Below are 24114 nucleotides of genomic sequence, written 5' to 3' on the forward strand. Positions count from 1 at the left end.
GCGATGAAAGGGGTTGGGACGGCTCAGATGGTTGCTTCTGCTTCCATCAGCGCCTTTCGCGTGGCGTCGAGCGTTTCGATTTCCGTTGATGTCGCCTCTTCCGAGAAGCTGGCATCGGCACCATAGATCTCGCGGGCAACGCCCGTGGTCAGTTGCTCGGGCAGCCCATCGAACACGATGCGCCCGTCGCGCATCCCAACCACGCGGTCGCAATAGCGACGTGCTGTGTCCAGTGTGTGCAGGTTGGCGATGACAGTGCGGCCATCTTCTTCGTGGATGCGGCGCAGCGCCTGCATCACCACCTGTGCGTTCATCGGGTCCAGCGAGGCAATTGGTTCATCCGCCAGAATAATCCTCGGGTCCTGCATCAGAGCCCGCGCAATCGCCACGCGCTGTTGCTGGCCGCCCGACAAGGCCTCGGCCCGTTTCGGAGCGTGTTCCGCAATCCCCAACCGGTCCAGGATGTCGATGGCACGGTGAATTTCATCCATCGGGAACAGGTTGAACATAGCGGCCAGCGTCGAATGACGGTTGAGCGTGCCATGCAGCACGTTCGAAACCACATCCATGCGCGGCACCAGGTTGAACTGTTGGAAAATCATCGCACAATCGGCCTGCCAGGCGCGTTTGTCACGGCCTTTCAGTTGGGTGATGTCCCGGCCTTCAAACAGGATTTCACCTTCGCTGGCATCCGTCAGGCGGTTAATCATCCGCAGCAGGGTGGACTTGCCCGCGCCCGACCGTCCGATGATCCCGATCATGCATGGCTTGTCCACATCCAGCGTCGCGGCATTCACGGCAACATTGTCACCAAAGCGTTTGGTCAGTTTCTTGATACGCAGCACGTGCCACCCCCAATTCATGTTGGCGGACTGCTACAGATGCCGTTCAACGGATATGTGTCAGCGTAGTGAAAGTTTTGTAACGGCACGACACGTGCGGGGGGTATCCATCGCCCCGCCTCACGGGTATACGCATCCGCGACTCTTCAGCTGATACGAGGCCAATATGAGCTTTGACCGCACCATCAAGATCGCGCCGTCCATTCTGTCCGCCGACTTTGCCAATTTCGGGCAAGAAATTCAGGCCATCGAAGCGCAGGGCGCGGATTGGGTCCATGTTGACGTAATGGATGGCCATTTCGTCCCGAACCTGACCTTTGGCCCGCCAGCCGTCAAAGCGTTCCGCCCGCATGTAAAGACGGTCATGGACGTGCACCTGATGATCACGCCGGTCGATCCATACATCCAGGCCTACGCTGATGCAGGCGCCGACATTCTGACCGCGCATGTCGAGGCAGGGGCCCACACCCACCGCACGCTGCAGGCGATCCGCGCCGCGGGCATGAAGGCAGGCGTGGCCCTGAACCCGGGCACCCCGGCTGAGGCGGTCGAACATCTGCTGGACCTCACCGATCTGGTCTGCGTCATGACCGTGAACCCCGGCTTTGGCGGCCAGAAGTTCATCGACATGACTGGCAAGATCCGCAAATTGCGCCAGATGATTGGTGACCGCCCCGTGCATATCGAGATCGACGGCGGTGTTGATCCCCAGACAGCGCCCCTTGTTGCCGCAGCGGGGGCTGATGTGCTGGTGGCCGGGTCTGCCGTGTTCAAAGGCGGATCAGTTGATCGGCCCGAGGTTTACGGTGAGAATATTCGGGCCGTACGGGCCGCAGCTGAAGGCGGGTTGGGCTGATCTGCCAACTCGCGACTGCATAGTTGGCTTTATCCGCAAAACTGAATTTCGTTGAACTCATCGGGCGGGACACACCCCGCCTTGATGTTCTTGTTGCGGCCTTCATTAGGGTCACAGACGCGCCGGGCTGAAGCCCGGCCTACGAGTCGGTCGAAGGCCTTCGATACAATAACTTACAAAAAAGGCCGCCCCTTTATGGAGCGGCCTTCTTTGTTTCACCGATGTGCCGGGCTGAAGCCTGGCCTACGGATTATTCTACGATCTTCGACACGACGCCGGCGCCGACGGTGCGGCCGCCTTCGCGGATGGCGAAACGCAGGCCGTTTTCCATCGCGATCGGGGCGATCAGCTCAACGCCGAACGACACGTTGTCGCCGGGCATGACCATCTCGGTGCCTTCCGCCAGGGTCACGGTGCCGGTCACGTCAGTCGTACGGAAGTAGAACTGCGGACGGTAGTTCGCGAAGAACGGGGTGTGACGGCCGCCTTCTTCCTTGGTCAGGATGTAGGCTTCGGCTTCGAACTTGGTGTGCGGTGTCACCGAACCCGGCTTACACAGAACCTGGCCACGCTCAACGCCGTCACGATCCACACCACGCAGCAGGGCGCCGATGTTGTCGCCCGCTTCACCGCGGTCCAGCAGCTTGCGGAACATTTCAACGCCGGTGCAGGTGGTTTTCGCGGTGTCACGGATGCCGACGATTTCGATCTCGTCGCCAACGTTGATCACGCCACGCTCGACACGGCCGGTCACAACGGTACCACGGCCCGAGATCGAGAACACGTCTTCGATCGGCATCAGGAACGGCTGGTCAACAGCACGCTCGGGGGTGTCGATGTAGTCATCAACAGCCGCCATCAGCTCGCGGATCTTGTTCTCGCCGATTTCAGGGTCACGGCCTTCCATCGCGGCCAGAGCCGAACCTGCGATGATCGGAATATCGTCGCCGGGGTATTCATACGAAGACAGCAGCTCGCGGATTTCCATTTCCACCAGTTCCAGCAGCTCTTCGTCGTCAACCTGGTCAACTTTGTTCATGAACACGACCATCTTCGGGATGCCAACCTGGCGGCCCAGCAGGATGTGCTCGCGGGTCTGCGGCATCGGGCCGTCAGCGGCGTTCACAACCAGGATCGCGCCGTCCATCTGAGCGGCACCGGTAATCATGTTCTTGACGTAGTCGGCGTGGCCGGGGCAGTCGACATGCGCATAGTGGCGCGCGTCGGTCTCGTATTCCACGTGCGCGGTCGAGATGGTGATGCCGCGGGCTTTCTCTTCCGGCGCGCCGTCGATCTGGTCATACGCTTTGAAGTCACCGAAATACTTGGTGATTGCTGCGGTCAGCGTCGTCTTGCCGTGGTCAACATGCCCAATCGTGCCGATGTTGACGTGCGGCTTATTACGCTCAAACTTTTCCTTTGCCATTCCTCAGGCGCCCTTTTGCGATTTGGGGGACCCTTGGTCCCGGGTTACTATCTGCGCGCGCGAGATATTTGGTTCAAAGGGGAAAATCAAGCACATCCTGAGGGAAATGCGCTTATCCCGCCGGATTTTGCGTAACCTCGGTGGAATCGAGGGGCTGGATCAGGTCTGGCCGTTTTTCGAACCAACCTTTGTCTTCATGTTCTTCAGCCAGCCACTCTTCGACCCGGTCGGCAACTTTCAATGACAGACCGGCCATTTGTTCCTCTTTGGTGCGCTCGTGCCCCGACCCTTTCAGCGCACTGCCTCCGGTCGTGTCTTCCAGCACCTGGAACTGCTTTCCCTTGGCCAGAAACTTTTCTTTCTTCACGTCATAGACGTTGACCAACACAATCGCGGTGCTTTTGGGATTGTAGATGATCGGGATTCCCGGAGGCGCCAGCATGTAGCCTTCCAGGCTGATCCCGATGTCGTATTCCTGCGTGCCTTCATAACGGCCCAGACGAATATCGACCGCATTCTGGATGGCCTTCGTCCACTCGTCGGGCGTTGCGTCGCGCGACACTGGCCCTTGCACGGCCTTGTCAGCGAAGGCGTAGTTGACCCGCAGCTTGAATTCCCCCAGTGACTCGGGCGGTTCATAAACCTGTGTCTGGGTGCAAGCGCCCATCAGGGCCAATCCGGTGATCAGGGTCAGAATGCGCAACATGTCTCTTCTCGATAGGCCTGTTTTTCTTTGGTCTAGCGCACCGATACGGGTTGTGCCAAGCCGTATCGGTGGATTTCTACCGCAACCGAGGCCGGATCACGAAAACTTATAGTCCCGCGGGAAACCATAGGGCGCTTTTTTCCCTACGCTGGCGCGCTTGGACAGCCATTGGGACATATCTGCCTCATGCCGGGTCTTGTCGCCCCCCATGGACCATTTCAGGCCTTCCTCCCAGTTGAAGGTGGTGATGTCAGACAGACCGCCATCCAGCTCCAGCGTCCCCTGCCGCCCGCGTGCCATATTGTATTTTTGCAGGCGCACGCCCTTGCCGCGGGTCATTTCGGGCAATTCCTCGATCGGGAAGACAAGGAACTTGCCGTTCTGGGACACGATTGCAACGTGGTCGCCCTCGACCGGTATACAGATCACTGCTGTTTCGTTGTCCTTGACGTTCAGCACCTGCTTGCCGTTTCGCGTCTGCGCCAGCACGTCATCTTCGGGCACCATGAACCCGTTGCCCGCATCCGAAGCCACCAGCAGCTTGCGCCCCGGCTTGTGGATCAGGATATCGATGATCCGAGCCTCGTTCGGCAGGTCGACCATCAGGCGCAGGGGTTCGCCCATGCCCCGCCCGCCGGGCAGGTTGGCCGCGCTGACAGTATAGAACCGCCCGTTCGAAGCGAAGACCAGCAACCGGTCGGTCGTTTCCGCATGGAAAATAAAGCGCGGCCCGTCGCCATCCTTGAACTTCAATTCACGGGTCAGGTCGATATGACCGGTCATGGCGCGAATCCAACCCATCTGAGAGCAGACGACCGTGATCGGTTCGCGGTCGATCATCGCCTCAAGCGGCACTTCTTCGACCTCGCCCGCTTCAGCGAACCGCGTGCGGCGTGCGCCGCCTTCGTAATCTTTGCCGAAGGTCTTTTTCGTCTCTTTCAATTGCTCGGCAATCCTGGCCCATTGCAGGCCTTCGTCGGCCAGCAGGTCTTCGAGGTTGGCGCGTTCCAGCATCAACTCATCACGTTCGCGGACCAGCTCCATCTCTTCCAGACGACGCAAGCTGCGCAGGCGCATGTTGAGGATCGCGTCAACCTGAATCTCGGACAACTCGCCCTCGCCCGGTTTGGGTGAGACATAGTCGGCCTCGCTGGTGGCGCGGATGTGGTCGATCCCCCAATCCTCGCGCATAAGCGCGGCTTTGGGGTCGTCGTCATAGCGGATGATGTCGATCACACGGTCGAGGTTCAGGAAGGCAACGATAAAGCCCTCCAACACTTCCAGCCGGTGGTCGATCTTGGCCATGCGGTGGCGCGAGCGGCGGATCAGCACCTCTTGCCGGTGATCAAGGAAAGCGCGCAGCACTTCCTTCATCGAGCAGACTTTGGGCGTCACCCCGTCAATCAGCACGTTCATGTTCAGGCTGAACCGCACCTCGAGGTCCGAGTTGCGATAAAGCATGCCCATCAGCACTTCAGGGTCCACGTTCTTGGAGCGCGGCTCGAGGATCAGGCGGATGTCATCGGCGGATTCGTCGCGCACATCGGCAAGGATCGGGGTTTTCTTGGTCTGGATTAGCTCGGCGATCTTCTCGATCAGCTTGGACTTCTGAACCTGATAAGGAATCTCGGTGACGATGATCTGCCATTGGCCGCGCCCCAGATCCTCAACCTCGTACTTGCAGCGTAGCCGGAACGAGCCTCGGCCAGTTCGATAGGCTTGCGCGATGTTCTCGGGCGGCTCGACAATCACGCCTCCGGTCGGGAAGTCAGGGCCGGGCACGTAGTTCAGCAACGTGTCATCGCGCGCGTCCGGCGTCTTGATCAGATGCAGACAGGCGTCGCAGAGTTCCGAGATGTTGTGCGGCGGGATATTCGTCGCCATCCCCACCGCGATACCACTTGCGCCATTGGCCAGCAGGTTCGGGAACTGTGCAGGCAGCACGACCGGTTCGGTCAGGGTGCCGTCGTAATTGTCGCGGAAATCAACGGCGTCTTCGTTCAACCCTTCCAGCAGCGCCTCGGCCACGATGGTCATCCGTGCTTCGGTATAGCGCGAGGCCGCCGGGTTATCGCCGTCGATATTGCCGAAATTGCCCTGCCCGTCGACCAGCGGATAGCGGACGTTGAAATCCTGTGCCAGACGCGCCATCGCGTCGTAAATCGCGGCGTCGCCATGCGGGTGATAGTTGCCCATCACGTCGCCGGAAATCTTGGCAGACTTCCGGAAACCTCCGGTTGCACTGAGTCGCAACTCTCTCATCGCATAGAGGATTCGGCGGTGAACCGGCTTCAACCCGTCCCGCGCATCGGGCAGCGCCCGGTGCATGATGGTGGACAGCGCATAGGTCAGATACCGCTCACCAATCGCACGGCGCAGCGGTTCCGCCACCTCGCCCCCACCTGTGGGGGCCTGCATGTTGGGGTCATCGATCGTATCGTTCATATATGATGTGATACGACGCAAGTGCGCCTTGGTAAAGCGAGCAGCACATAAATTGCTGGGGAAAAGTCGTGCTTTTTGCAACAGGGGGAGACACCGTGTTGTTTTCCCCCATTTTTCGACTCGTCCCCCGAAATATGCTAAGATCTCATCAATTGATTTGCTGCCATTTGTTGATGTTACGATTGCTTTGGGGGATGCGCCATGACGCGCCTGATACTTGTTACCTTTGCCGCGCTCGGCTGGACCTTTTACGTGATGAGCGGTGGCCCTGATTTTGAACCGCGCGGCGTGCGCCCTGCCAAACCGGGACGCGTGGCCGTAGTGGCAGAACCGGTTGCCCCGGTCGTTGAGCCTGCACCTGTCGAAGATTTGGTCACCCGTGCCGCAGTCAAACCCGCTCTGGTGGTTCCACCTGTTGCCGAGGCGGTAACCCAATTGGGTGAGACCGAAACAAAGGCCCTCCTCTCGCAGGTCGCGGCTGGCCTGAAAGCCAATCCCTCGCTGTTTCAAGACGAAAGCGTGACCCTGACCCTGGCATCACTGGAACAGGGTGTGACCGCACTGGAGCAGGTGGTCACCGACGCCGAGTTGCCCACAGTCGAACTGCCCACGCCTGCCGAGGCCCAGACCGACATCCGCGAGATTTCGGGCACCCGGGTCAATCTGCGCGATGGCCCCGGCACGATCTATCCCATCATCGGCAAGGCCGCGCTTGGCCAAAGGGTCGAGGTCCTGAGCGATTCCGGCACCGGCTGGCTGCGCCTGCGCGTGTTGCCCGCGCAACAGGTCGGGTGGATTTCAGCATCACTTGTCCGGAAAACATCAAACTGACGCCCGGACGTCATTGCCCTGCCGCAAACCCCGCCCTAGCTTTTGGCGGGGTTCAGCTTCGGAAGGCACATGCAGAAATCGATTCTTATTACGGGATGCTCGTCGGGCATTGGGCTGGACGCAGCACACGGAATGCGTGCGCGAGGCTGGCGTGTGTTTGCATCCTGCCGACAGCAGCGCGACTGTGACCGCCTGCGCGCGCAAGGGTTTGAAAGCCCAAGAATCGACTATACCGATCGCGACAGCATTTCCTCGGGATTGTCATATGTACTTGAGGCAACGGGCGGAACACTGGACGCGCTGTTCAACAACGGCGCGCACGGGCTGCCCGGTGCGGTTGAAGACGTCCCGACAGACGCTCTGCGTCATATCTTTGAAACCAATGTCTTTGGATGGCACGAACTGACCCGACAGGTTATTCCCGTCATGCGGGAACAGGGTCACGGCCGGATCGTGCAATGTTCCTCGGTACTTGGTCTTGTTGCCTTCCCCTGGCGCGGCGCATATGTGGCCACCAAATACGCCATCGAAGGACTGACCGACACCTTGCGGCTGGAGCTCCGGGATGCAAACATTCAGGTCGTTTTGATCGAGCCGGGCCCGATCACCTCAAAGCTCAGGGAAAAGGCAATCCCGGTGTTCGAAAAATACATCGACTGGGAGAACTCGGCCCTTCGGGAAAAATACGAAGGTTCACTGCTGAAGCGACTATACGAAAACAGCGCGCCCGACCGGTTCGAACTGCCCGCCTCTGCTGTCACCGACAAGCTGGCCCATGCGGTCGAGGCGCGCCGCCCCAAACCACGCTACTATGTGACCACCCCGACATATGTCGCAGGGGTTCTGCGCCGGTTTCTGCCCACAAAAGCCACGGATCGCATCCTTTCGGATATCTGAGACGTTATTTCCCGTTCGCTTTTCGTCACCTTGACGCTAGATGGGTGATAATTGAAAAAACCGGACGGTGACTTTAAATGGACCCTTTAATGGTCATTCTGCTTCTGGCCATGGCGGCGGTTGTCGTTGTGTTAGCCCTGGGCATCGCGAATTTCGGCAAAAGCGGCATGGAAGCAGCTAAGAAAAGCAACAAGATGATGCGCCTGCGTATCCTCTTTCAGTTCATCGCCGTTATTTTGATCGTGCTATACGTCTATCTACGCGGGCAAGGGGTGCAGTAATGGTTGTGCTCAACAAAATCTACACGCGCACCGGCGACGATGGCAAAACCGCTCTGGGCAATGGCGAGCGTGTGGCAAAGTATTCGGGCCGCGTTGCCGCCTACGGAACAGTGGACGAGCTGAACTCTTTTGTTGGCGTGGCCCGCACCGAGGCCGAAGGCGAAGTCGATGCCGCCTTGTCGCGGATTCAGAACGACCTGTTTGATCTTGGCGCTGATTTCTGCCGCCCTGAAATGGAGAAGGATGCCGAAGCGGACTATCCACCGCTGCGAATCGTATCCGCTCAGATCGACCGGCTGGAAGCCGAAATTGACATCATGAACGAAACACTGGAACCGCTGCGCAGCTTCATCCTGCCGGGCGGTTCGCGGCTGGCCGCGCATTTGCACGTGTGCCGCACCGTATCGCGTCGCGCCGAGCGGTTGGCGGTTGAGTTGACGAATATGGAACCGGTTAACGACGTGGCCGTCAAATACCTCAACCGGCTAAGTGATTGGTTTTTCGTCGCGGCCCGGTGCGCAAATAACGATGGCAAGGACGACGTGCTGTGGGTTCCTGGCGCAAACCGCTGAATTTTTCCCTGAAAACAGGCCCAGTTCGGGCAACAATCTTGCGTGCCTCAAGGTAAAAAACTGCAAAACGCGACGTCCCGACGCGACGACGTGACGATTTTGCTCTGTTTTGCGGGTGCAGCAGACGTTATCAAGTCCGACGAGAGCATTGGTGGAGTCGCCTTCGCGGCTTGCCGTTTTTTTGAGGAGAAAGCGCTACAATGAAGGTACTGGTACCTGTCAAACGCGTGATTGACTACAATGTGAAGGTCCGCGTGAAAGCGGACGGTAGCGGTGTTGATCTCGCCAATGTCAAAATGTCGATGAACCCGTTCGACGAGATTGCGGTTGAAGAGGCCATTCGCCTGAAAGAGGCTGGCAAGGCAGACGAAGTTGTTGCCGTTTCAATTGGTGTGAAGCAGGCGCAAGAGACGCTGCGGACCGCTCTGGCCATGGGTGCCGACCGCGCGATTCTGGTTGTTGCGACGGATGATGTGCACACCGATATCGAGCCGCTGGCCGTTGCCAAGATCCTGGCCAAAGTGGTCGAGGAAGAGCAGCCGGGCATCGTTCTGGCGGGCAAGCAGGCGATCGACAACGACATGAACGCCACCGGTCAGATGCTGTCGGCCCTGTTGGGCTGGTCGCAGGGCACCTTTGCCTCGGAACTGGATATCGAAGGCGACAGTGCCAAGATCACCCGCGAGGTGGATGGCGGGTTGCAGACCATCAGCGTCAAGATGCCGACCATCGTGACCGTTGACCTGCGCCTGAACGAGCCGCGCTATGCGTCGCTGCCCAACATCATGAAGGCGAAGAAAAAGCCGCTGGATGAGAAAACCGCCGCCGATTACGGCGTCGACGTCACGCCGCGCCTGGAAATCGTCAAGACCGAAGAACCGCCGGCACGTGCCGCAGGTATCATCGTTGGCTCGGTGGATGAGCTGGTTTCGAAACTCAAAGAAGTGGGGGCTGTGTAATGGCTGTACTTCTGCTTGCCGAAGTCAACAATGGCGAACTGGCGCTGGACGCCACTGCCAAGGCAGTAAACGCTGCCAAGGTGCTGGGTGACGTGACCGTTCTGGCCGCAGGTGGCTCGGCCGCCGCTGCCGGCGAGGCTGCCGCCAAGATCGACGGCGTGTCCAAGGTGCTGGTTGCCGAAGACGCATCGCTGGGTCATCGCCTGGCGGAAGCGACCGCCGCGCTGATCGTGGGTCTGGCCGATGGGTACGAGCATATCGTGGCCCCCGCGACCACCGACGCCAAGAACGTGATGCCGCGCGTCGCAGCCCTGCTGGACGTGATGGTGATCTCGGATGCCTCGGGCGTGGTCGATGGCTCGACGTTTGAGCGCCCGATCTATGCGGGCAACGCGATCCAGACCGTGAAGTCGAACGACGCCAAGAAGGTCGTCACCATCCGCACCGCCAGCTTTGACGCGGCGGGCGAAGGTGGCTCGGCTGCGGTCGAGACCATCTCGGTCGGCGACAATCCCGGCCTGTCGTCGTGGGTCGAAGACAAGGTGGCTGCAAGCGACCGTCCGGAACTGACCTCGGCTGGCGTTGTTGTCTCGGGCGGCCGTGGTGTCGGCTCGCAAGACGACTTCAAGCTGATCGAAGCTCTGGCTGACAAGCTGGGTGCCGCGGTTGGCGCATCGCGCGCCGCTGTGGACTCGGGCTATGCCCCGAACGACTGGCAAGTGGGTCAGACCGGCAAGGTTGTTGCCCCCGATCTTTATGTCGCCGTCGGCATCTCGGGCGCAATCCAGCACCTTGCGGGCATGAAGGATTCAAAGGTCATCGTTGCGATCAACAAGGACGAAGAAGCGCCGATCTTCCAGGTCGCCGACTTCGGACTGGTCGCCGACCTGTTCCAGGCGGTCCCGGAACTGACCGAAAAGCTCGGCTGAACGCAGCCCGGGGCCTTAGCCCCACAATCACCAAAGGCTCGCCAACCGGCGGGCCTTTTTTAATTCAATTCTCTCAAAGCCGCCTCAAGCTTCAAAGCAATCTCCCTGTGCGCGGAGGGGCCGAGCATATGCTCGGCCACAGGCTGTTGCAGCGTCCCGAACAACACGTCCTCGATCTCGTCTGACAAGGAGGACACACTGACCGTGCATTCCACGACATCGGCACACAACGGTCGAACCTGTTCGATCATGTCAGCATCGGGCAAGACAAGGTCGCGATGCCGATCCTCCTGTCGCTGTATGTGCAGCCAGAGAAGAACAACCCGTGGCTTGATCCGTCGCACCAGCTCGGATGTGTTGCGCAACCAAGTCTCTCGCAACTCCTGCGCCACAACCTCAAAACGCGCGTCCTTTATGGCCCGCAACCTTTCCAGCAAATGCCTGACAAAGTGGATTTCCGTGAAATCGACCTCAGGATAAAGGCCCTGCAAGTCGCACGAGGGTTCAAGAAACCGATCATTCCGACGCGAATGCACGCGATAAAACCTGTTCGACTGGTACGGCACGTCCAGCACTTGCAGCACACAAAGGTCTGATCCGTTGACAAGATTTAAGACCCCCGGATCAGCAAGCAACGCATCAGCCCCACAAAAAAGACTGCCAAAATTGATACAAGGTTGCGGCAATCTTTTGGCAAGCAATGCCGGGTACGGATATTCCACGAACCGGCCAAACGTCTCTTCTCCACCCAGACAGGCCACATAAGGCGTCTCAAGATTTCCGTGCGGCGCCCGAAACCAAAGGTTTGATCCTGCATATTGGCACGCGGCCTCTGTGCCGACGTTTACCCGATGAAAGCTCATACCAAGCCCCCCAAATTTTTCACCCAATTGCCAATTTGCGGCCTTAGGTATTGAGAATCTCCTAATGCGCGCATTTGAAGCAAAATTGACCGGTTCGATCCCCTTGCCGCCCGCCCCGGTCTGCCGATACTGTCCCGGTATCCTCCAGGGCAAAGGCAGCTGAACATGGAAGTTAAATCGGTCGGGGTGATTGGCGCGGGTCAGATGGGCAACGGCATTGCCCATGTTCTGGCTTTGGCGGAATACGATGTCTTGCTGAATGATGTCAGTCAGGATGCGTTGAACAGCGCAATGGCCACGATCGAAGGCAACATGGCGCGTCAGGCATCACGTGGCAAGATCACTGACGATGCGATGCAGGCGGCCCTGAAGCGTATTACGACCACCCTTGAATTGCCGCAGCTGGGACAGACCGATCTGGTGATCGAAGCCGCGACCGAGCGGGAAACGGTCAAACAGGCCATTTTCGAAGATCTGCAACCGCACCTCCTGCCGCATACGATCCTGACGTCGAATACGTCGTCCATTTCCATCACGCGTCTGGCCAGCCGTACCGACCGGCCCGAACGTTTCATGGGTTTCCACTTCATGAACCCGGTTCCGATCATGCAATTGGTGGAACTGATCCGCGGTATCGCAACAGATGAGGAAACCTTCAAAGCCTGCAAGGCGGTCGTGGACCGGTTGGGCAAAACAGCTGCCAGCGCCGAAGATTTCCCGGCTTTCATCGTTAACCGCATCCTGATGCCGATGATCAACGAAGCCGTTTATACGCTGTATGAAGGTGTCGGAAGCGTCCAATCCATCGACCAATCGATGAAACTGGGTGCGAATCACCCCATGGGGCCGTTGGAACTGGCGGATTTCATCGGGCTGGACACATGTCTTGCCATCATGAACGTCTTGCATGATGGTCTGGCTGATACAAAGTATCGCCCCTGCCCGCTATTGACCAAATATGTCGAGGCCGGATGGCTGGGGCGCAAGACGCAACGCGGTTTCTATGACTATCGCGGCGAGGTGCCGGTTCCGACCCGCTAACAAAACCGACCTTGCCAAGCACGGTGTCGGTCAGATGAAGACACGGGTCAGGATTGGCCTGACTTGCCCAGCGACATTGTATGGTTTCTGAGCCACGTCATGAAACCACGCGGGTCACGTTCCAGCTGTTCCATGTCCTGATCCGAGATCGGATCGCCAATGACCGGCGATTGCGGTTTTTTGCACGAGCGGACGATTTCATGCAGCAACAAGCCTTGCCGCAGGATCGGCGACAGTTTGTTGGCGATCTGGTACCAGCGCGAGTTGCTGCCGGGAAAGAAAATCGGCACCACACGCGCGCCTGAACGGCGGATCATTTTTGCGGTGAACACATTCCACTCGCGCTCGACCGCGGGGCCAAACCAGTCATCCGAAGACATGACGACACCGGACGGGAACAGCGCCACGACGCCGCCGTCTTTCAGATGGTCCATCGCCTTGCCACGCATTTCCAGCATCTTGGCCTGCGCCTCGGGGTCATGCGGAAACGGAACCGGGATCATGAAAGACGTCGCTGCCTCATCAAGACCCGTCAGGACCGAGCGGGTCAGAATGCGATAATCACTTCGGACCCGCCCGATCAACTCGGCCAGAATCATACCGTCCACCATCCCGTGAGGGTGGTTGGCAACGACAACCACGGGGCCGGTTTTTGGGATACGGGCGATCTGTTCTTGCGGTGTGGTCAGGTCAATCCCCATCACCTCAAGCGCGCCACCCCAGAACCGCTGCCCCCGGTAAAGTTCGTTCTTTTTCTCGAATTTATTAACCATCCGCAGAATGGTCAGCTTGCCCGTACACCATTCGATTGCGCGAATGGCCGTCGAAGTCCAGGCATCGTCGAAAGAGTTCGCATAGGTCAGAGTTCTACGATCGTAGATCTCGCCCTGATCTGCGGTCCCATCCACCACCGGGCGTGTCTTGGTCTCGTGCGTCGTTTCCGCCAATTCCTGGCCTTCCCGTTCTTTCTGTCCTGGCGAGGGCGGGCTTAGAACCCCTCTCCGAACTTGTCGTTCACAAGCGCTTCCAGAGCTTCTGCCAATGCTTCAGCATCCGGTCCGGAGGTCTCGACGTCAATAGTTGTTCCACGTGATGCTGCCAACATCAAAAGGCCCATAATACTGTCGCCTGACGCAGAAATTCCGTCCTTCGACACCTCGGCATGCGCGTCGAAACCTTCCACAACCTCGACCAGCTTCGCAGATGCGCGGGCATGCAGACCTTTTTCATTGATAATTTTCAGGCTTCGGGTGGTCATATTCATCAATCCGATTTTAGTCCAATGTCACATTTTGCGCATTGATGTATTTGCGTCCAGCTTCCATTGCCTGACGGACAGCATCACCAACGGGTAAGTGGCGGCTTTTGGCCAATTTAATGAGCATTGGCAGGTTTGCCCCATACAATATCCGCCGATCCTGAGGGGCGCAGGCCCGCAGGCTGAGATTTGAAGGGCTGCCGCCGAACAGGTCGGTTACAACGACAACACCGTCGCCCATATCCACTGCGTCAGCCGCACGACAGATTTCCGCCTGTTTTTCATCCCTGTCGTGGTCAGGTTCGATCGCAATGGCCACAAGGCCGGGCTGCGGCCCGACCACATGCTGTGTGGCGGCCAGGTATTCCTGGGCCAAACCGCCATGCGCAACGATCACTATTCCGATCAATCCGACCTCACACTCAACGACCGACGTTCCATCTCGCGATGCCTAATTGCCACCTGCTGCCCGTCCTCTGCAAGGGCCTTTGCAACGGCTTCCGCCATTGCGACGGATCTGTGTTGCCCACCCGTGCATCCGAAAGCCACCGACAGATGTGCTTTTCCTTCGGCCCGAAAGGCCGGCAGCAACAAGGTTAGCAAATCCATCACCCGTCCAAGAAAGGGTTCGTAATTCTTATCCGATTGGACATAGCGCGCAACGTCCGAGTGTCGCCCATCCGCCGCCCGCAACTCGGGGCGCCAATAGGGGTTTGCCAGAAACCGGCAATCAAAGACCATGTCCAACCCGCGGGGAAGGCCCCGCTTGTACGAAAACGACTCGATTGAAACTGCCAGATGTCGCCCCCCTTGAGGCGCAAACCAGTTTTCAACTTCTTCCCGTAACTGGTGCACGTTCAGTTGGCTTGTATCGATCAGGGTATCTGCAATTTCGCGAATGGGGGCCAACAGCTCTTTTTCACGCTGAACACCGGTCTCAGGGCTGGCATCTTTGGCGACGGGATGCCGCCTGCGGGTTTCCGAGAACCGGCGCACCAATACGTCATCACTGCAATCCAGATACAGAACGGTCAAATCCACCCGCGCCATGCGGCCCAGGCTTTCGGCCAGTTCGATAAACCCTATTGTCGAGAAATCGCGATTGCGGGCGTCAATGCCCAGCGCCATTGGGCGGTCGCTGTCCGCACTGTCCAGCAGGCGCAGCAACAGGCCCATCGGCAGATTGTCGATGGCCTCAAAACCTAAGTCTTCCAGTACATGAATGGCTGTGGATCTTCCCGCCCCTGATGGGCCTGTTACCAGCACGATCCGCCGTTGCTCTGTCATTTGTTCGGCCATTCCGGGTGTACACGCCCATTCTTCAGAAGCTGCATCAACGCTGCGGCCAAGTTGGGCACGCCCGCCCCACGAAGCAAGGGAACAGTTTGCCCCAGCAACATGATTGTCGCCTCGGCGGGCAATCTCTGTGGTTCGTTTTGATCCAGATCCATAACATAGTCCAACGGAACCGGCGCGAATACATCCGCTTTGATCAAACCAATGTGACGGGCCTCAATCAAACCCTGTATCTGCGGCACGGCAGCGGCAATGACCTGATTGTCCCGCCTTGACAGGTCGACCCGATCATCCGCGACCAGACCCGCCCCATAGGCCATCATCTGCAATGCTAGAGCCGATTTTCCCGCGCCCGAAGCACCGACAATCAACAGCCCGCGCCCGGCCACTGTTACGCATGAAGCGTGCACACAAGCGCTGTCCCGGTCTTTAGCGTCTGACAGAGAACCTGCTTGCATGAGTTATACAGGTAACCCCACCACAAAGCGTGCCCCTAGCGGGTCTGACGTAATATCCGCTTCGGTCGGGCGGATATTCTCAGCCCAGATTACGCCGCCATGGGCTTCGACAATCTGTTTCGAGATGGCCAGACCGAGCCCCGAATTGTTGCCGAAATGCTCAGGTGGGCGTTGCGAATAGAAACGCTTGAACACTTTGGTCAAGGCCTGTTCCGGAATACCCGGCCCGGTGTCTTCGACCACGACTAGAACACGGTTGTCTCGCTGACGGACCCAGACGCGGATGGCATCACTTTCTTCACAGAAGGAAATGGCATTGGTGATCAGATTGACGAATACCTGCGCCAGCCGTGCCTCAAGCCCGTTAATGACAATCGGTTCGGATGGCAGATCGGTGATATAGTCAATCCCCTTGGACCGCGCGTCCTCACCCAGATATTGACCGATATTGCCAATCAGCTTGAGCAGATCAAAGGGTTGTTCTTCTTCCTTAACCAGTTCCGCATCAAGACGTGACGCGTTCGAGATGTCGCTGACCAGCCGGTCCAGGCGCCGAACGTCATGTTCGATTACACCCAGCAGCTTGTCGCGCTGATCATCACGCTTGACCATGCGAAGCGTGCCAACAGCGGATTGCAGGCTGGCCAAGGGGTTCTTGATTTCGTGGGCGACATCAGCGGCGAACTGTTCGTTTGCGTCGATCCGATTATACAGAGCAGTCACCATGCCCCGCAGAGCGCGGCTGAGGCGACCGATTTCATCCGGACGGGCGCTAAGATCAGGTATGCGAATGCGCCCCGGATTGACCCCTGTGCCCCGATCCTTACCCATTTCCGCCGCTGCGGCCAGGTCTGCCAACGGGTTGGCGATGGTCGAAGCCAGCACAAGGCTCAGGCCCACCGAAACCAGCAAAGCCACCACGAACATTTGCAGAATGCGCTCCTGCTCACGGCGGGCCAGTGCGTCGATCTCACCGGCGGGGCCTGTGATGGCAACTGCTCCGGCAGGGGTATCCTCGTAAAGAATCGGAGCAGCGGCTACGATCACGGTCTCACCTGCGGCGTCCTGAACTGCCTGAACCTGCCTTTGACCTGCCAGCGCCTGTGGGATAATTCCCTGCACCCGCTGTGCCAGAGTCGGTGCCTCGACCTCGGTCGACCAGTTGAGAAGGTTCGACACACCGATCCAGACCGCGTTCAACGTGTCGCTGATCACCGTGCTGCCGGTTTGCAGCTCGGAATTGGTTTGCAGAAGAACCGGCATGGCCGACACTTGCGGGGCACCGCGTGTCCAGCCAATCAGGGTGCCACTGGCGTCATAGACAAAGACTTCCCCGCCTTCAGGAAGTGTCAAACCTGACAGCGTATCTCTGACGTCGAGGTTGCCAGCATCCTGCGCGGTGTGCTGCGCACCCTGGCGCAGCTGGGTTTCAAAGACGTTGCTGACCAGCTGCGCATCGCCAAGCAGATTGCGCGCCGTCTGCTGAACCGTCTCTTTCCGCGAATCGTCCAGATACAGCAATCCTGTAACCAGGATCACCAGCGCGATCAGGTTGAAGGTGATGATCTTGCGCGCCAAAGGCGAGCCTCGCAGAGAAAACAGGTTTCTCTGGGACCGCTTTTCCCTCAGTTCCGCTGACTCGGTATCGTCGGGAATGACCCAGTCATCCCCGAGTACGACGTCACCGTCACGTAGTTCGCTGGCTGCTTCGGTGTCGCGCACGAGAGCCCATTACCCCTTGCTGGCGTGGCGCCTATTCTTCGTTGTACCGATAACCGATACCATAAAGGGTTTCGATCGCCGAAAACTCGGGATCAGCCGCGCGCATCTTCTTGCGCAGACGCTTGATGTGGCTGTCGATCGTCCGGTCATCCACATAAACCTGATCATCATAGGCCACATCCATCAGCTGGTCGCGGCTTTTGACGAAACCCGGACGCTGGGCAAGTGCCTGAAGAAGCAGGAATTCGGTCACGGTCAGGGATACATCATTCCCTTTCCAGCTGACCGCATGGCGCAGCGGGTCCATCCGCAAGTCGCCGCGTTCCATAACCTTTGTGTCGTTGCTATTGGCCGCAATCGCGTCGCCGCTTGTTGCTTCTTGCCGACGCAGCAGAGCGCGGATGCGCTCAACCAGCAACCGTTGCGAGAAGGGCTTTTTCACATAGTCATCCGCGCCCATGCGCAGACCCAGAACCTCGTCGATTTCATCATCTTTCGAGGTCAGAAAAATCACCGGCATCTGCGTTTTCTGACGCAGCCGTTGCAGCAGATCCATGCCATCCATTCGCGGCATCTTTATATCGAGTACGGCCATATCAGGCAGCTTTTTGTTGAACGCATCCAACGCGGCCTGGCCATCATTATAAGTTTCAACCTCGAAACCTTCGGCTTCGAGTGTCATGGATACAGACGTCAGAATGTTTCTATCGTCATCCACAAGTGCAATCTTTGACATCGGGCTCACCCCTATTCCTGCTCACTCGCGCAATAATTCGCTTATTTGTAAGGCATTGTTGGCGGTTTTAAGACGCCGAATCAATCCGTAACTGCGAATCGTGCCTTTGTTGCGGCAGGTCTGCGGCAAATTTGCCTTTATGCCCGCAAAAATATGCCCGGTTCTCGGTCATTGAATTTGTGATGGCGCTAAACCCGAACTTGGTTGCGCTAACTGCGTCAAACCCGCCTGTTCATGTCCTGAACGACCGTGGTAAGACGCGCCCAACCGCCGGTTTTCCCGGTACACTGCCCCAAAGGCGCCTCAGGGCCCAAAGCCCCCGCGCCGCCACAGGAGAAGATACACATGACATCTGGACGGGTTAACCCGCAATTCCGCCTCGAGGATCAGGGCATCGAGGGTCTGGGCAATGTCTATTATAACTTCATGGAACCGGCGCTGATCGAAGAAGCGCTGAAGCGCGGCGAAGGTACACTTGGGAATGGCGGTGCCTTTCTGGTCACCACTGGCAAGTTCACCGGTCGCTCGCCCAAGGACAAGCACGTCGTCAAAACCAGCAGCGTGGCTGACACTATCTGGTGGGAAAACAATGCCGAGATGACCCCCGAGGGATTTGACGCCCTCTACCAAGACATGCTGGCCCATATGAAAGGCCGCGACTATTTCGTGCAGGATCTCGTCGGTGGTGCCGATCCGACCTACGCGATTAACGTGCGCATGGTGACCGAGCTTGCCTGGCACAACCTGTTCATCCGTCACCTGCTGCGTCGCCCGGATCGCGAGGATCTGGACGAGTTCACCGCGGACTTCACCATCATCAACTGCCCCAGTTTTCAGGCTGACCCGGCCAAACATAACTGCCGCAGCGAGACGGTTATTGCGCTGAACTTCGACCGCAAGCTGATTCTGATCGGCGGCACCGAATACGCGGGTGAGAACAAGAAATCCGTCTTTACCCTGCTGAACTACATGCTGCCAGAAAAAGGCGTGATGCCGATGCACTGCTCGGCCAACCATGCTGTCGGAAACGCGGTCGACACCGCCGTGTTCTTTGGTCTGTCCGGCACCGGAAAAACAACCCTGTCCGCTGATCCTTCGCGCACGCTGATCGGAGATGACGAGCACGGCTGGTCGGATCGGGGCACCTTCAACTTCGAAGGCGGCTGCTATGCCAAGACCATCAACCTGAACGCCGAAGCCGAGCCGGAAATTTATGCGACCACCTCGAAATTCGGCACCGTGATCGAAAACATGGTCTTTGACCCCGAGACCAAGGAACTGGATTTCGACGACGACTCGCTGACAGCGAACATGCGTTGCGCCTATCCGCTTGAATATATCTCGAACGCCTCGAAAAGCGCGCTGGGTGGGCATCCGAAGAACATCATCATGCTGACCTGCGATGCCTTTGGGGTTCTGCCGCCGATCGCGCGGCTGACGCCTGCACAGGCAATGTATCACTTCCTGTCGGGCTTCACCTCAAAGGTGGCCGGGACCGAGCGTGGCGTAACCGAACCGCAGCCCACCTTCTCGACCTGCTTTGGTGCGCCGTTCATGCCGCGTCGCCCGGAAGTCTACGGAAACCTGCTGCGCGACAAGATCGCCCAGCACGGCGCGACCTGCTGGCTGGTCAATACAGGCTGGACCGGTGGCGCCTATGGTGTCGGCAGCCGGATGCCGATCAAGGCCACCCGCGCCCTGCTGACCGCAGCGCTGGATGGTTCACTGCGCGACGCCGAGTTCCGCAAGGACGCCAATTTCGGCTTTGACGTTCCCGTCTCTGTCCCGGGCGTCCCTGAAGTTCTGCTTGACCCGCGTCGGACCTGGGATGATCAGGCCGCATTCGACAAGCAGGCCGAGAAACTGGTGCAGATGTTTGCCGAGAACTTTGAGCAGTATCTGCCGTTCATTGACGACGACATCAAAGCCGTCGCAATCGGATAAACGAAAAAGGGGCCGTCAGGCCCCTTTCTTTTTGCCGATCCGTAGCTTTTTTGCTGTCCGCCGAATACTCATCTTATAGTTGTATGTCGTTAAAAGCACATACAAGTGCGTTGTTTCAAAGTGCGATCTGCGCTAGGCATATTTACTGTTGAGACGAAAAAGCCCGGCACATTCGCGCCGGGCACTGACTGAAAGGACTTTATGGAAGCTCATATGCGCACACTCACAACGCTGGATTGAGCAACCTAATCAGGCTTCTAGTCTAAGTAAACGGGGATGAGTGTCAACATGGGACTGGCTGGTTGGTATTGCTATCAGTGTGGTTCAAATGGTCGCGGACATGCGGCGGTTGGCACAGAAAACTACAGGTAACACCATGACGGAAATCTCGAAACTCACCGAACTACGCAAATTGATGCAAAGCATGGAGCGGACGCTTGGGCTGGAAAAACTATCTCCGGTTGAGCGCGACATCTATTACGCCGCGGAAGAGCTTTCAAAATCCACTCAGGAAGTGCGTACGTTCGGTTTGATCGAGCATACTTTGGTCCAAAGCATTTCACGCCCAACTTTTTTCCGCGCGCTGAAATCGCTGGTCGAAAAAGGCTATCTTTCGCAAAGCGGCAGCGCCAATCGCGGGCGGTACATCGTTCATGCCCCCAGATGACGCGCCCCGTGCGCGCACGGTGATGTGATCGCAATGCGCGGCTGGGCGACTGACACCCTTGCGGCTTCACTGGCTTATGTGCTGGCGTCGATACTGACCTTCGCCGTGCTTATGCCAATGCAGAACGTGTTTTTTCCGGAATACCCAAGCCGGGCGAGCCTGCTGTTTTTGCCACATGGCGTGCGGGTTCTGTCGGCCTGGCTGCTGGGGTGGCGCGCGGTATTTGCGTTGCTGCCGGGTGTGTTCATCGTCTTTGCTTATCTGGCGGGAACGGATGTTTTCCTGCCCACCCGCCTGCTGGCAATTGCTGTCGCGGTTCTGACAGTTCCTGCGGTTTTCTATCTGCTCAAGGCTGTCGGATGGGACCTGTTCCCCAACCCGAACCGCAAACCCTGCTGGATTTGCGTTATGGGCGTGGGCATAGCCACATCCATTCTGGTCTCTGGCCTGACCAATCTGGTCTTTGGCAGTGCAACGGTTGAGTACATCGCCTTCCTGATCGGCGACATCTCGGGCCTGTTCTTTCTGATGCTGGGTCTGTATTTCGCGTTCCGATTTGCAGACAGGCGACCGGGCTAGCGCCTTAGCCCATCAGGCCACGCCGCAGCAGGTTCAATCCCGCCACCAGTAAAACGAACAGCGTGGCCTTGCGAAAGCTGGCCTGATCGATGCGATCCTGCAGTTTCAAACCAACCCACATGCCAAGCATGGCGGGAAAGATCAGTATTACTGAAAACGGAACCGTTTGCACCCGCAGAAAACCGGACCAGACATGCGCGGCCAGTAACATGACCGCCCCCAATCCATAGATGACGCCCTGAATTCGGATCTGCTCGGCCTTCGGGGTATTCAAAGCCGTCAGATAAGCAACTGTGGGAGGACCCCAGATGCCCGACATGCCACCCACGAACCCGGCGACGCCGCCAACAATAGCCTCAACACCGGTTGATGGATGATGTAGCACCAGCCTGACGCCCAGAACCTGCACAAGGGCGAAGAAGGACACGAATGCACCGATCAGCAGCAGGAAGACCGAGCCGGGCACCAGCGTAACCAGCTGTGCGCTCAGCACCAGAAAAATACCGCCAACGACCAGGAACACCCGAAATCGTCGAATAGAGCTGAGTGCGGCGCTGGCGCCCCCGCGAAAAGCCTGAACGCCGTTGGTGACAAGGGTCGGCAGAATAAGCCCTGCCAGGGTCAGATCCGGTGGCAGAAACGAATTCAGGCCAGATACAAACACCATGGGCATGGCAAATCCAACCATGCCCTTGACCCATCCGGCGGCAAAGGCGACGGCGATGGCAAGTAACAGCTCTTGCGGCGACAGAAGGGAAAACAGGTCCATGCCTTCTAGATATCATCTGGATTTTCTTCTGCATTGCAAAAATGATAAGGTAATTTTTGAACTTTCTAGCAGCAAATTGAGTATTTTTGTTGCGCTGCACGTGCAGCATGATATGACCAGACGACCGAGGAAAGGACGCGATTCATGGCCCATGACGGACAGGATATGACCCAAATGACAACTGATGCAGTTTTGCCCGATCTTCTGGATTTAACGCGGGCCGCCGTGCCTGCTGTGGACGCCGTTTTTGAAAAAGCCCGCGCATCCGTGCGTGGCATGGTGACCGCCGAGGGCCGGGTTTCTGGCGCATTGATCGAAGCAAATCAGACCGCCGCGCATGGTCTGGCCTGGCTGGCGACATATTCGCAGTCGCTGCAACAGATGCAGCGCTGGGCAGAAGCGCTGCAAGCCGATGGTAAATTTGGCGAGATCGAGCAGTTGCTGCACCAGATAGCCTTTGGCGAATATCTGCATCAGGTCGCGGGCGGTATTCCGATGAACCAGGGCGAGGTGGTGCGTCTTCAGGATATGGGTCTTGGCTGGGACGCGCTGTCGGGCTTTCAATCGACCGAAGTACAGACCCTGATGGCACGGGCCAATTCTCAGGCCGCACGTAGCCGTCTGGTTGCGCTGATGCAGGATCAGGCCGGAGCTACGATGTTCGGCGCGTCCGGTCTGGATGAAGAGCTTGAGATGATCCGGGACCAGTTCCGCCGCTACGCGCAGGAAAAGGTCGAACCAAACGCGCATGACTGGCACCTGAAGGATGAACTGATTCCGCTGGAAATCATTGAAGAACTGGCGGAAATGGGCGTTTTTGGTCTGACCATCCCCGAGGAGTTCGGTGGGTTTGGCCTGTCCAAAGCGTCGATGTGCGTGGTGTCCGAGGAACTGTCGCGTGGCTATATCGGCGTGGGTTCGCTGGGTACCCGATCCGAGATTGCGGCCGAGTTGATCATCGCGGGCGGCACCGACGCGCAAAAGGCACAGTGGTTGCCAAAGATCGCCAGTGCCGAGATCCTGCCGACCGCCGTTTTCACGGAACCTAACACCGGTTCAGACCTTGGCAGCCTGCGCACGCGCGCGGTCAAGGATGAGAATGGCGATTACAAGATCACCGGCAACAAGACCTGGATCACCCACGCCGCGCGAACCCATGTGATGACCCTGCTGGCGCGGACCAACCCCGACAGCACCGACCACCGCGGCCTGTCCATGTTCCTGGCGGAAAAGACACCGGGCACTGACGAGAACCCCTTCCCGACCCCCGGCATGACCGGTGGCGAGATCGAGGTTCTGGGCTATCGCGGCATGAAGGAATACGAGCTGGGTTTTGACGGCTTCCACGTCAAGGGTGAGAACCTGCTGGGCGGAGAAGAAGGCAAAGGTTTCAAGCAGTTGATGGAAACCTTCGAAAGTGCGCGCATCCAGACCGCCGCCCGCGCCATCGGCGTGGCACAGTGTGCGCTGGACATCGCCATGCAATATGCGATCGACCGCAAGCAGTTCGGAAAATCTCTGATCAACTTCCCGCGCGTGTCCGGCAAGCTGGCGATGATGGCGGTCGAAATCATGATCGCGCGTCAGCTGACCTATTTCAGCGCATGGGAAAAAGATCACGGCCAGCGCTGTGACCTTGAGGCCGGTATGGCCAAGCTGCTTGGTGCACGTGTGGCCTGGGCTGCGGCGGATAACGGGTTGCAGATTCATGGCGGCAACGGCTTTGCGCTGGAATACAAGATCAGCCGCGTTCTGTGTGACGCGCGTATCCTTAACATTTTCGAAGGGGCTGCTGAAATTCAGGCACAGGTCATCGCACGACGTCTGCTCGGGTGACCCATTTCGGCAGTCCTGTTTCCCCGACTGGCCCGGCGCTTGCGCCGGGTCTTTTTCCTGTATTGTACAATCTGTACGCGGTCCGAACCATGCAGAGTACGTTTTGTACAAAACAAACCAATGCCCCTCGTGGCCCGCGTGACGGTCACAAATGACCCACGTGTTTCAAAACTTCCCCCTTTGATCCCGCCCCTTTCACCG

Annotated in this window: 25 protein-coding genes; 12 read left to right on the top strand and 13 right to left on the bottom strand. The window is 58.1% G+C overall.

Annotated elements, in window-relative coordinates; genetic code table 11:
* Positions 1–23: 23 nt before the first annotated feature.
* Positions 24–845, bottom strand: a complete 822-nt coding sequence (gene phnC, locus ACR0D9_RS10180; protein ID WP_267365713.1) for a phosphonate ABC transporter ATP-binding protein — start codon at positions 843–845, stop codon at positions 24–26.
* A 163-nt stretch (positions 846–1008) separates the two neighbouring features.
* Here phnC and rpe point away from each other — a divergent pair, with 163 nt between their 5' ends.
* Complete coding sequence (rpe, locus tag ACR0D9_RS10185) at positions 1009–1698, top strand: ribulose-phosphate 3-epimerase (RefSeq protein WP_209598264.1); 690 nt, start codon at positions 1009–1011, stop codon at positions 1696–1698.
* Between the two features lie 250 nt (positions 1699–1948).
* Here the strand turns inward: rpe and tuf are convergent, their stop codons facing one another.
* The 3 genes from tuf to ACR0D9_RS10200 all read right to left on the bottom strand — a co-directional run bounded on the left by tuf (position 1949) and on the right by ACR0D9_RS10200 (position 6275).
* The gene (tuf, locus tag ACR0D9_RS10190; RefSeq protein WP_480492715.1) at positions 1949–3124 is read right to left on the bottom strand and encodes an elongation factor Tu; all 1176 of its coding nucleotides are present in this window, start codon (positions 3122–3124) and stop codon (positions 1949–1951) included.
* A 112-nt stretch (positions 3125–3236) separates the two neighbouring features.
* On the bottom strand, positions 3237–3830 hold the full coding sequence (locus ACR0D9_RS10195) for a hypothetical protein (protein WP_480487110.1): 594 nt from the start codon (positions 3828–3830) through the stop codon (positions 3237–3239).
* Between the two features lie 96 nt (positions 3831–3926).
* The gene (locus tag ACR0D9_RS10200) at positions 3927–6275 is read right to left on the bottom strand and encodes a DNA topoisomerase IV subunit A (protein WP_480538666.1); all 2349 of its coding nucleotides are present in this window, start codon (positions 6273–6275) and stop codon (positions 3927–3929) included.
* Positions 6276–6476: 201 nt separating this feature from the next.
* Here ACR0D9_RS10200 and ACR0D9_RS10205 point away from each other — a divergent pair, with 201 nt between their 5' ends.
* From ACR0D9_RS10205 to ACR0D9_RS10230, 6 genes are all read left to right on the top strand, one after another.
* Positions 6477–7106: an SH3 domain-containing protein gene (locus ACR0D9_RS10205; RefSeq protein WP_480483740.1), complete on the top strand. Its 630-nt coding sequence runs from the start codon at positions 6477–6479 to the stop codon at positions 7104–7106.
* A gap of 69 nt (positions 7107–7175) precedes the next feature.
* Complete coding sequence (locus tag ACR0D9_RS10210; protein WP_480538668.1) at positions 7176–8003, top strand: SDR family NAD(P)-dependent oxidoreductase; 828 nt, start codon at positions 7176–7178, stop codon at positions 8001–8003.
* 77 nt (positions 8004–8080) lie between these two features.
* The gene (locus tag ACR0D9_RS10215) at positions 8081–8284 is read left to right on the top strand and encodes a twin transmembrane helix small protein (RefSeq protein WP_209506337.1); all 204 of its coding nucleotides are present in this window, start codon (positions 8081–8083) and stop codon (positions 8282–8284) included.
* A complete protein-coding gene (locus ACR0D9_RS10220; RefSeq protein WP_267364209.1) occupies positions 8284–8856 on the top strand; it encodes a cob(I)yrinic acid a,c-diamide adenosyltransferase in 573 nt (190 codons plus the stop codon). The genes ACR0D9_RS10215 and ACR0D9_RS10220 overlap by 1 nt, the downstream gene beginning before the upstream one ends.
* A 200-nt stretch (positions 8857–9056) precedes the next feature.
* Positions 9057–9815: an electron transfer flavoprotein subunit beta/FixA family protein gene (locus ACR0D9_RS10225; RefSeq protein ID WP_209506332.1), complete on the top strand. Its 759-nt coding sequence runs from the start codon at positions 9057–9059 to the stop codon at positions 9813–9815.
* Positions 9815–10744 carry an electron transfer flavoprotein subunit alpha/FixB family protein gene (locus tag ACR0D9_RS10230; protein ID WP_480538670.1) on the top strand — a complete coding sequence of 310 codons (930 nt, stop codon included), beginning with the start codon at positions 9815–9817 and terminating at the stop codon, positions 10742–10744. The genes ACR0D9_RS10225 and ACR0D9_RS10230 overlap by 1 nt, the downstream gene beginning before the upstream one ends.
* A 59-nt stretch (positions 10745–10803) precedes the next feature.
* Here the strand turns inward: ACR0D9_RS10230 and ACR0D9_RS10235 are convergent, their stop codons facing one another.
* Positions 10804–11607, bottom strand: a complete 804-nt coding sequence (locus ACR0D9_RS10235; protein WP_480483744.1) for a DUF6473 family protein — start codon at positions 11605–11607, stop codon at positions 10804–10806.
* A gap of 165 nt (positions 11608–11772) precedes the next feature.
* Here ACR0D9_RS10235 and ACR0D9_RS10240 point away from each other — a divergent pair, with 165 nt between their 5' ends.
* Positions 11773–12648: a 3-hydroxybutyryl-CoA dehydrogenase gene (locus ACR0D9_RS10240; RefSeq protein WP_209506328.1), complete on the top strand. Its 876-nt coding sequence runs from the start codon at positions 11773–11775 to the stop codon at positions 12646–12648.
* A gap of 47 nt (positions 12649–12695) precedes the next feature.
* On the opposite strand, the gene ACR0D9_RS10245 is transcribed toward ACR0D9_RS10240, so the two are convergent.
* From ACR0D9_RS10245 to ACR0D9_RS10275, 7 genes are read right to left on the bottom strand one after another with little or no spacing between them, the layout of a single operon-like run.
* Positions 12696–13595 (bottom strand): lysophospholipid acyltransferase family protein, encoded by a 900-nt coding sequence (locus ACR0D9_RS10245; RefSeq protein ID WP_480538672.1) that lies wholly within the window; start codon positions 13593–13595, stop codon positions 12696–12698.
* Positions 13596–13636: 41 nt separating this feature from the next.
* Positions 13637–13906, bottom strand: a complete 270-nt coding sequence (locus tag ACR0D9_RS10250; RefSeq protein WP_209506323.1) for an HPr family phosphocarrier protein — start codon at positions 13904–13906, stop codon at positions 13637–13639.
* A 16-nt stretch (positions 13907–13922) separates the two neighbouring features.
* A complete protein-coding gene (locus ACR0D9_RS10255; RefSeq protein WP_267364203.1) occupies positions 13923–14315 on the bottom strand; it encodes a PTS sugar transporter subunit IIA in 393 nt (130 codons plus the stop codon).
* Complete coding sequence (gene rapZ / locus ACR0D9_RS10260; RefSeq protein WP_480538674.1) at positions 14312–15193, bottom strand: RNase adapter RapZ; 882 nt, start codon at positions 15191–15193, stop codon at positions 14312–14314. Before rapZ ends, ACR0D9_RS10255 begins: the two co-directional genes overlap by 4 nt.
* Positions 15190–15660, bottom strand: a complete 471-nt coding sequence (locus tag ACR0D9_RS10265) for an HPr kinase/phosphorylase (protein WP_480538676.1) — start codon at positions 15658–15660, stop codon at positions 15190–15192. The genes rapZ and ACR0D9_RS10265 overlap by 4 nt, the downstream gene beginning before the upstream one ends.
* Positions 15661–15663: 3 nt before the next feature.
* Positions 15664–17382 carry an ATP-binding protein gene (locus ACR0D9_RS10270; protein WP_480538678.1) on the bottom strand — a complete coding sequence of 573 codons (1719 nt, stop codon included), beginning with the start codon at positions 17380–17382 and terminating at the stop codon, positions 15664–15666.
* A 31-nt stretch (positions 17383–17413) separates the two neighbouring features.
* Positions 17414–18118: a response regulator transcription factor gene (locus ACR0D9_RS10275; RefSeq protein ID WP_267364197.1), complete on the bottom strand. Its 705-nt coding sequence runs from the start codon at positions 18116–18118 to the stop codon at positions 17414–17416.
* Between the two features lie 345 nt (positions 18119–18463).
* Between ACR0D9_RS10275 and ACR0D9_RS10280 the strand changes: the two genes are divergently transcribed.
* The 3 genes from ACR0D9_RS10280 (at position 18464) to ACR0D9_RS10290 (ending at position 21308) form a co-directional block, all read left to right on the top strand.
* Positions 18464–20062: a phosphoenolpyruvate carboxykinase gene (locus ACR0D9_RS10280; RefSeq protein ID WP_267364196.1), complete on the top strand. Its 1599-nt coding sequence runs from the start codon at positions 18464–18466 to the stop codon at positions 20060–20062.
* Between the two features lie 280 nt (positions 20063–20342).
* Complete coding sequence (locus ACR0D9_RS10285) at positions 20343–20729, top strand: hypothetical protein (protein WP_480483750.1); 387 nt, start codon at positions 20343–20345, stop codon at positions 20727–20729.
* Between the two features lie 33 nt (positions 20730–20762).
* Positions 20763–21308: a hypothetical protein gene (locus ACR0D9_RS10290; RefSeq protein WP_267364195.1), complete on the top strand. Its 546-nt coding sequence runs from the start codon at positions 20763–20765 to the stop codon at positions 21306–21308.
* Positions 21309–21312: 4 nt separating this feature from the next.
* On the opposite strand, the gene ACR0D9_RS10295 is transcribed toward ACR0D9_RS10290, so the two are convergent.
* Positions 21313–22077, bottom strand: a complete 765-nt coding sequence (locus ACR0D9_RS10295; RefSeq protein ID WP_480483751.1) for a sulfite exporter TauE/SafE family protein — start codon at positions 22075–22077, stop codon at positions 21313–21315.
* Between the two features lie 144 nt (positions 22078–22221).
* On the opposite strand from ACR0D9_RS10295, the gene ACR0D9_RS10300 reads away from it, so the two are divergent.
* Positions 22222–23913 (top strand): acyl-CoA dehydrogenase family protein, encoded by a 1692-nt coding sequence (locus ACR0D9_RS10300; RefSeq protein ID WP_480483752.1) that lies wholly within the window; start codon positions 22222–22224, stop codon positions 23911–23913.
* Positions 23914–24114 lie beyond the last annotated feature (201 nt).

It is taken from the genome of Ruegeria sp. AK11, from assembly GCF_056541095.1.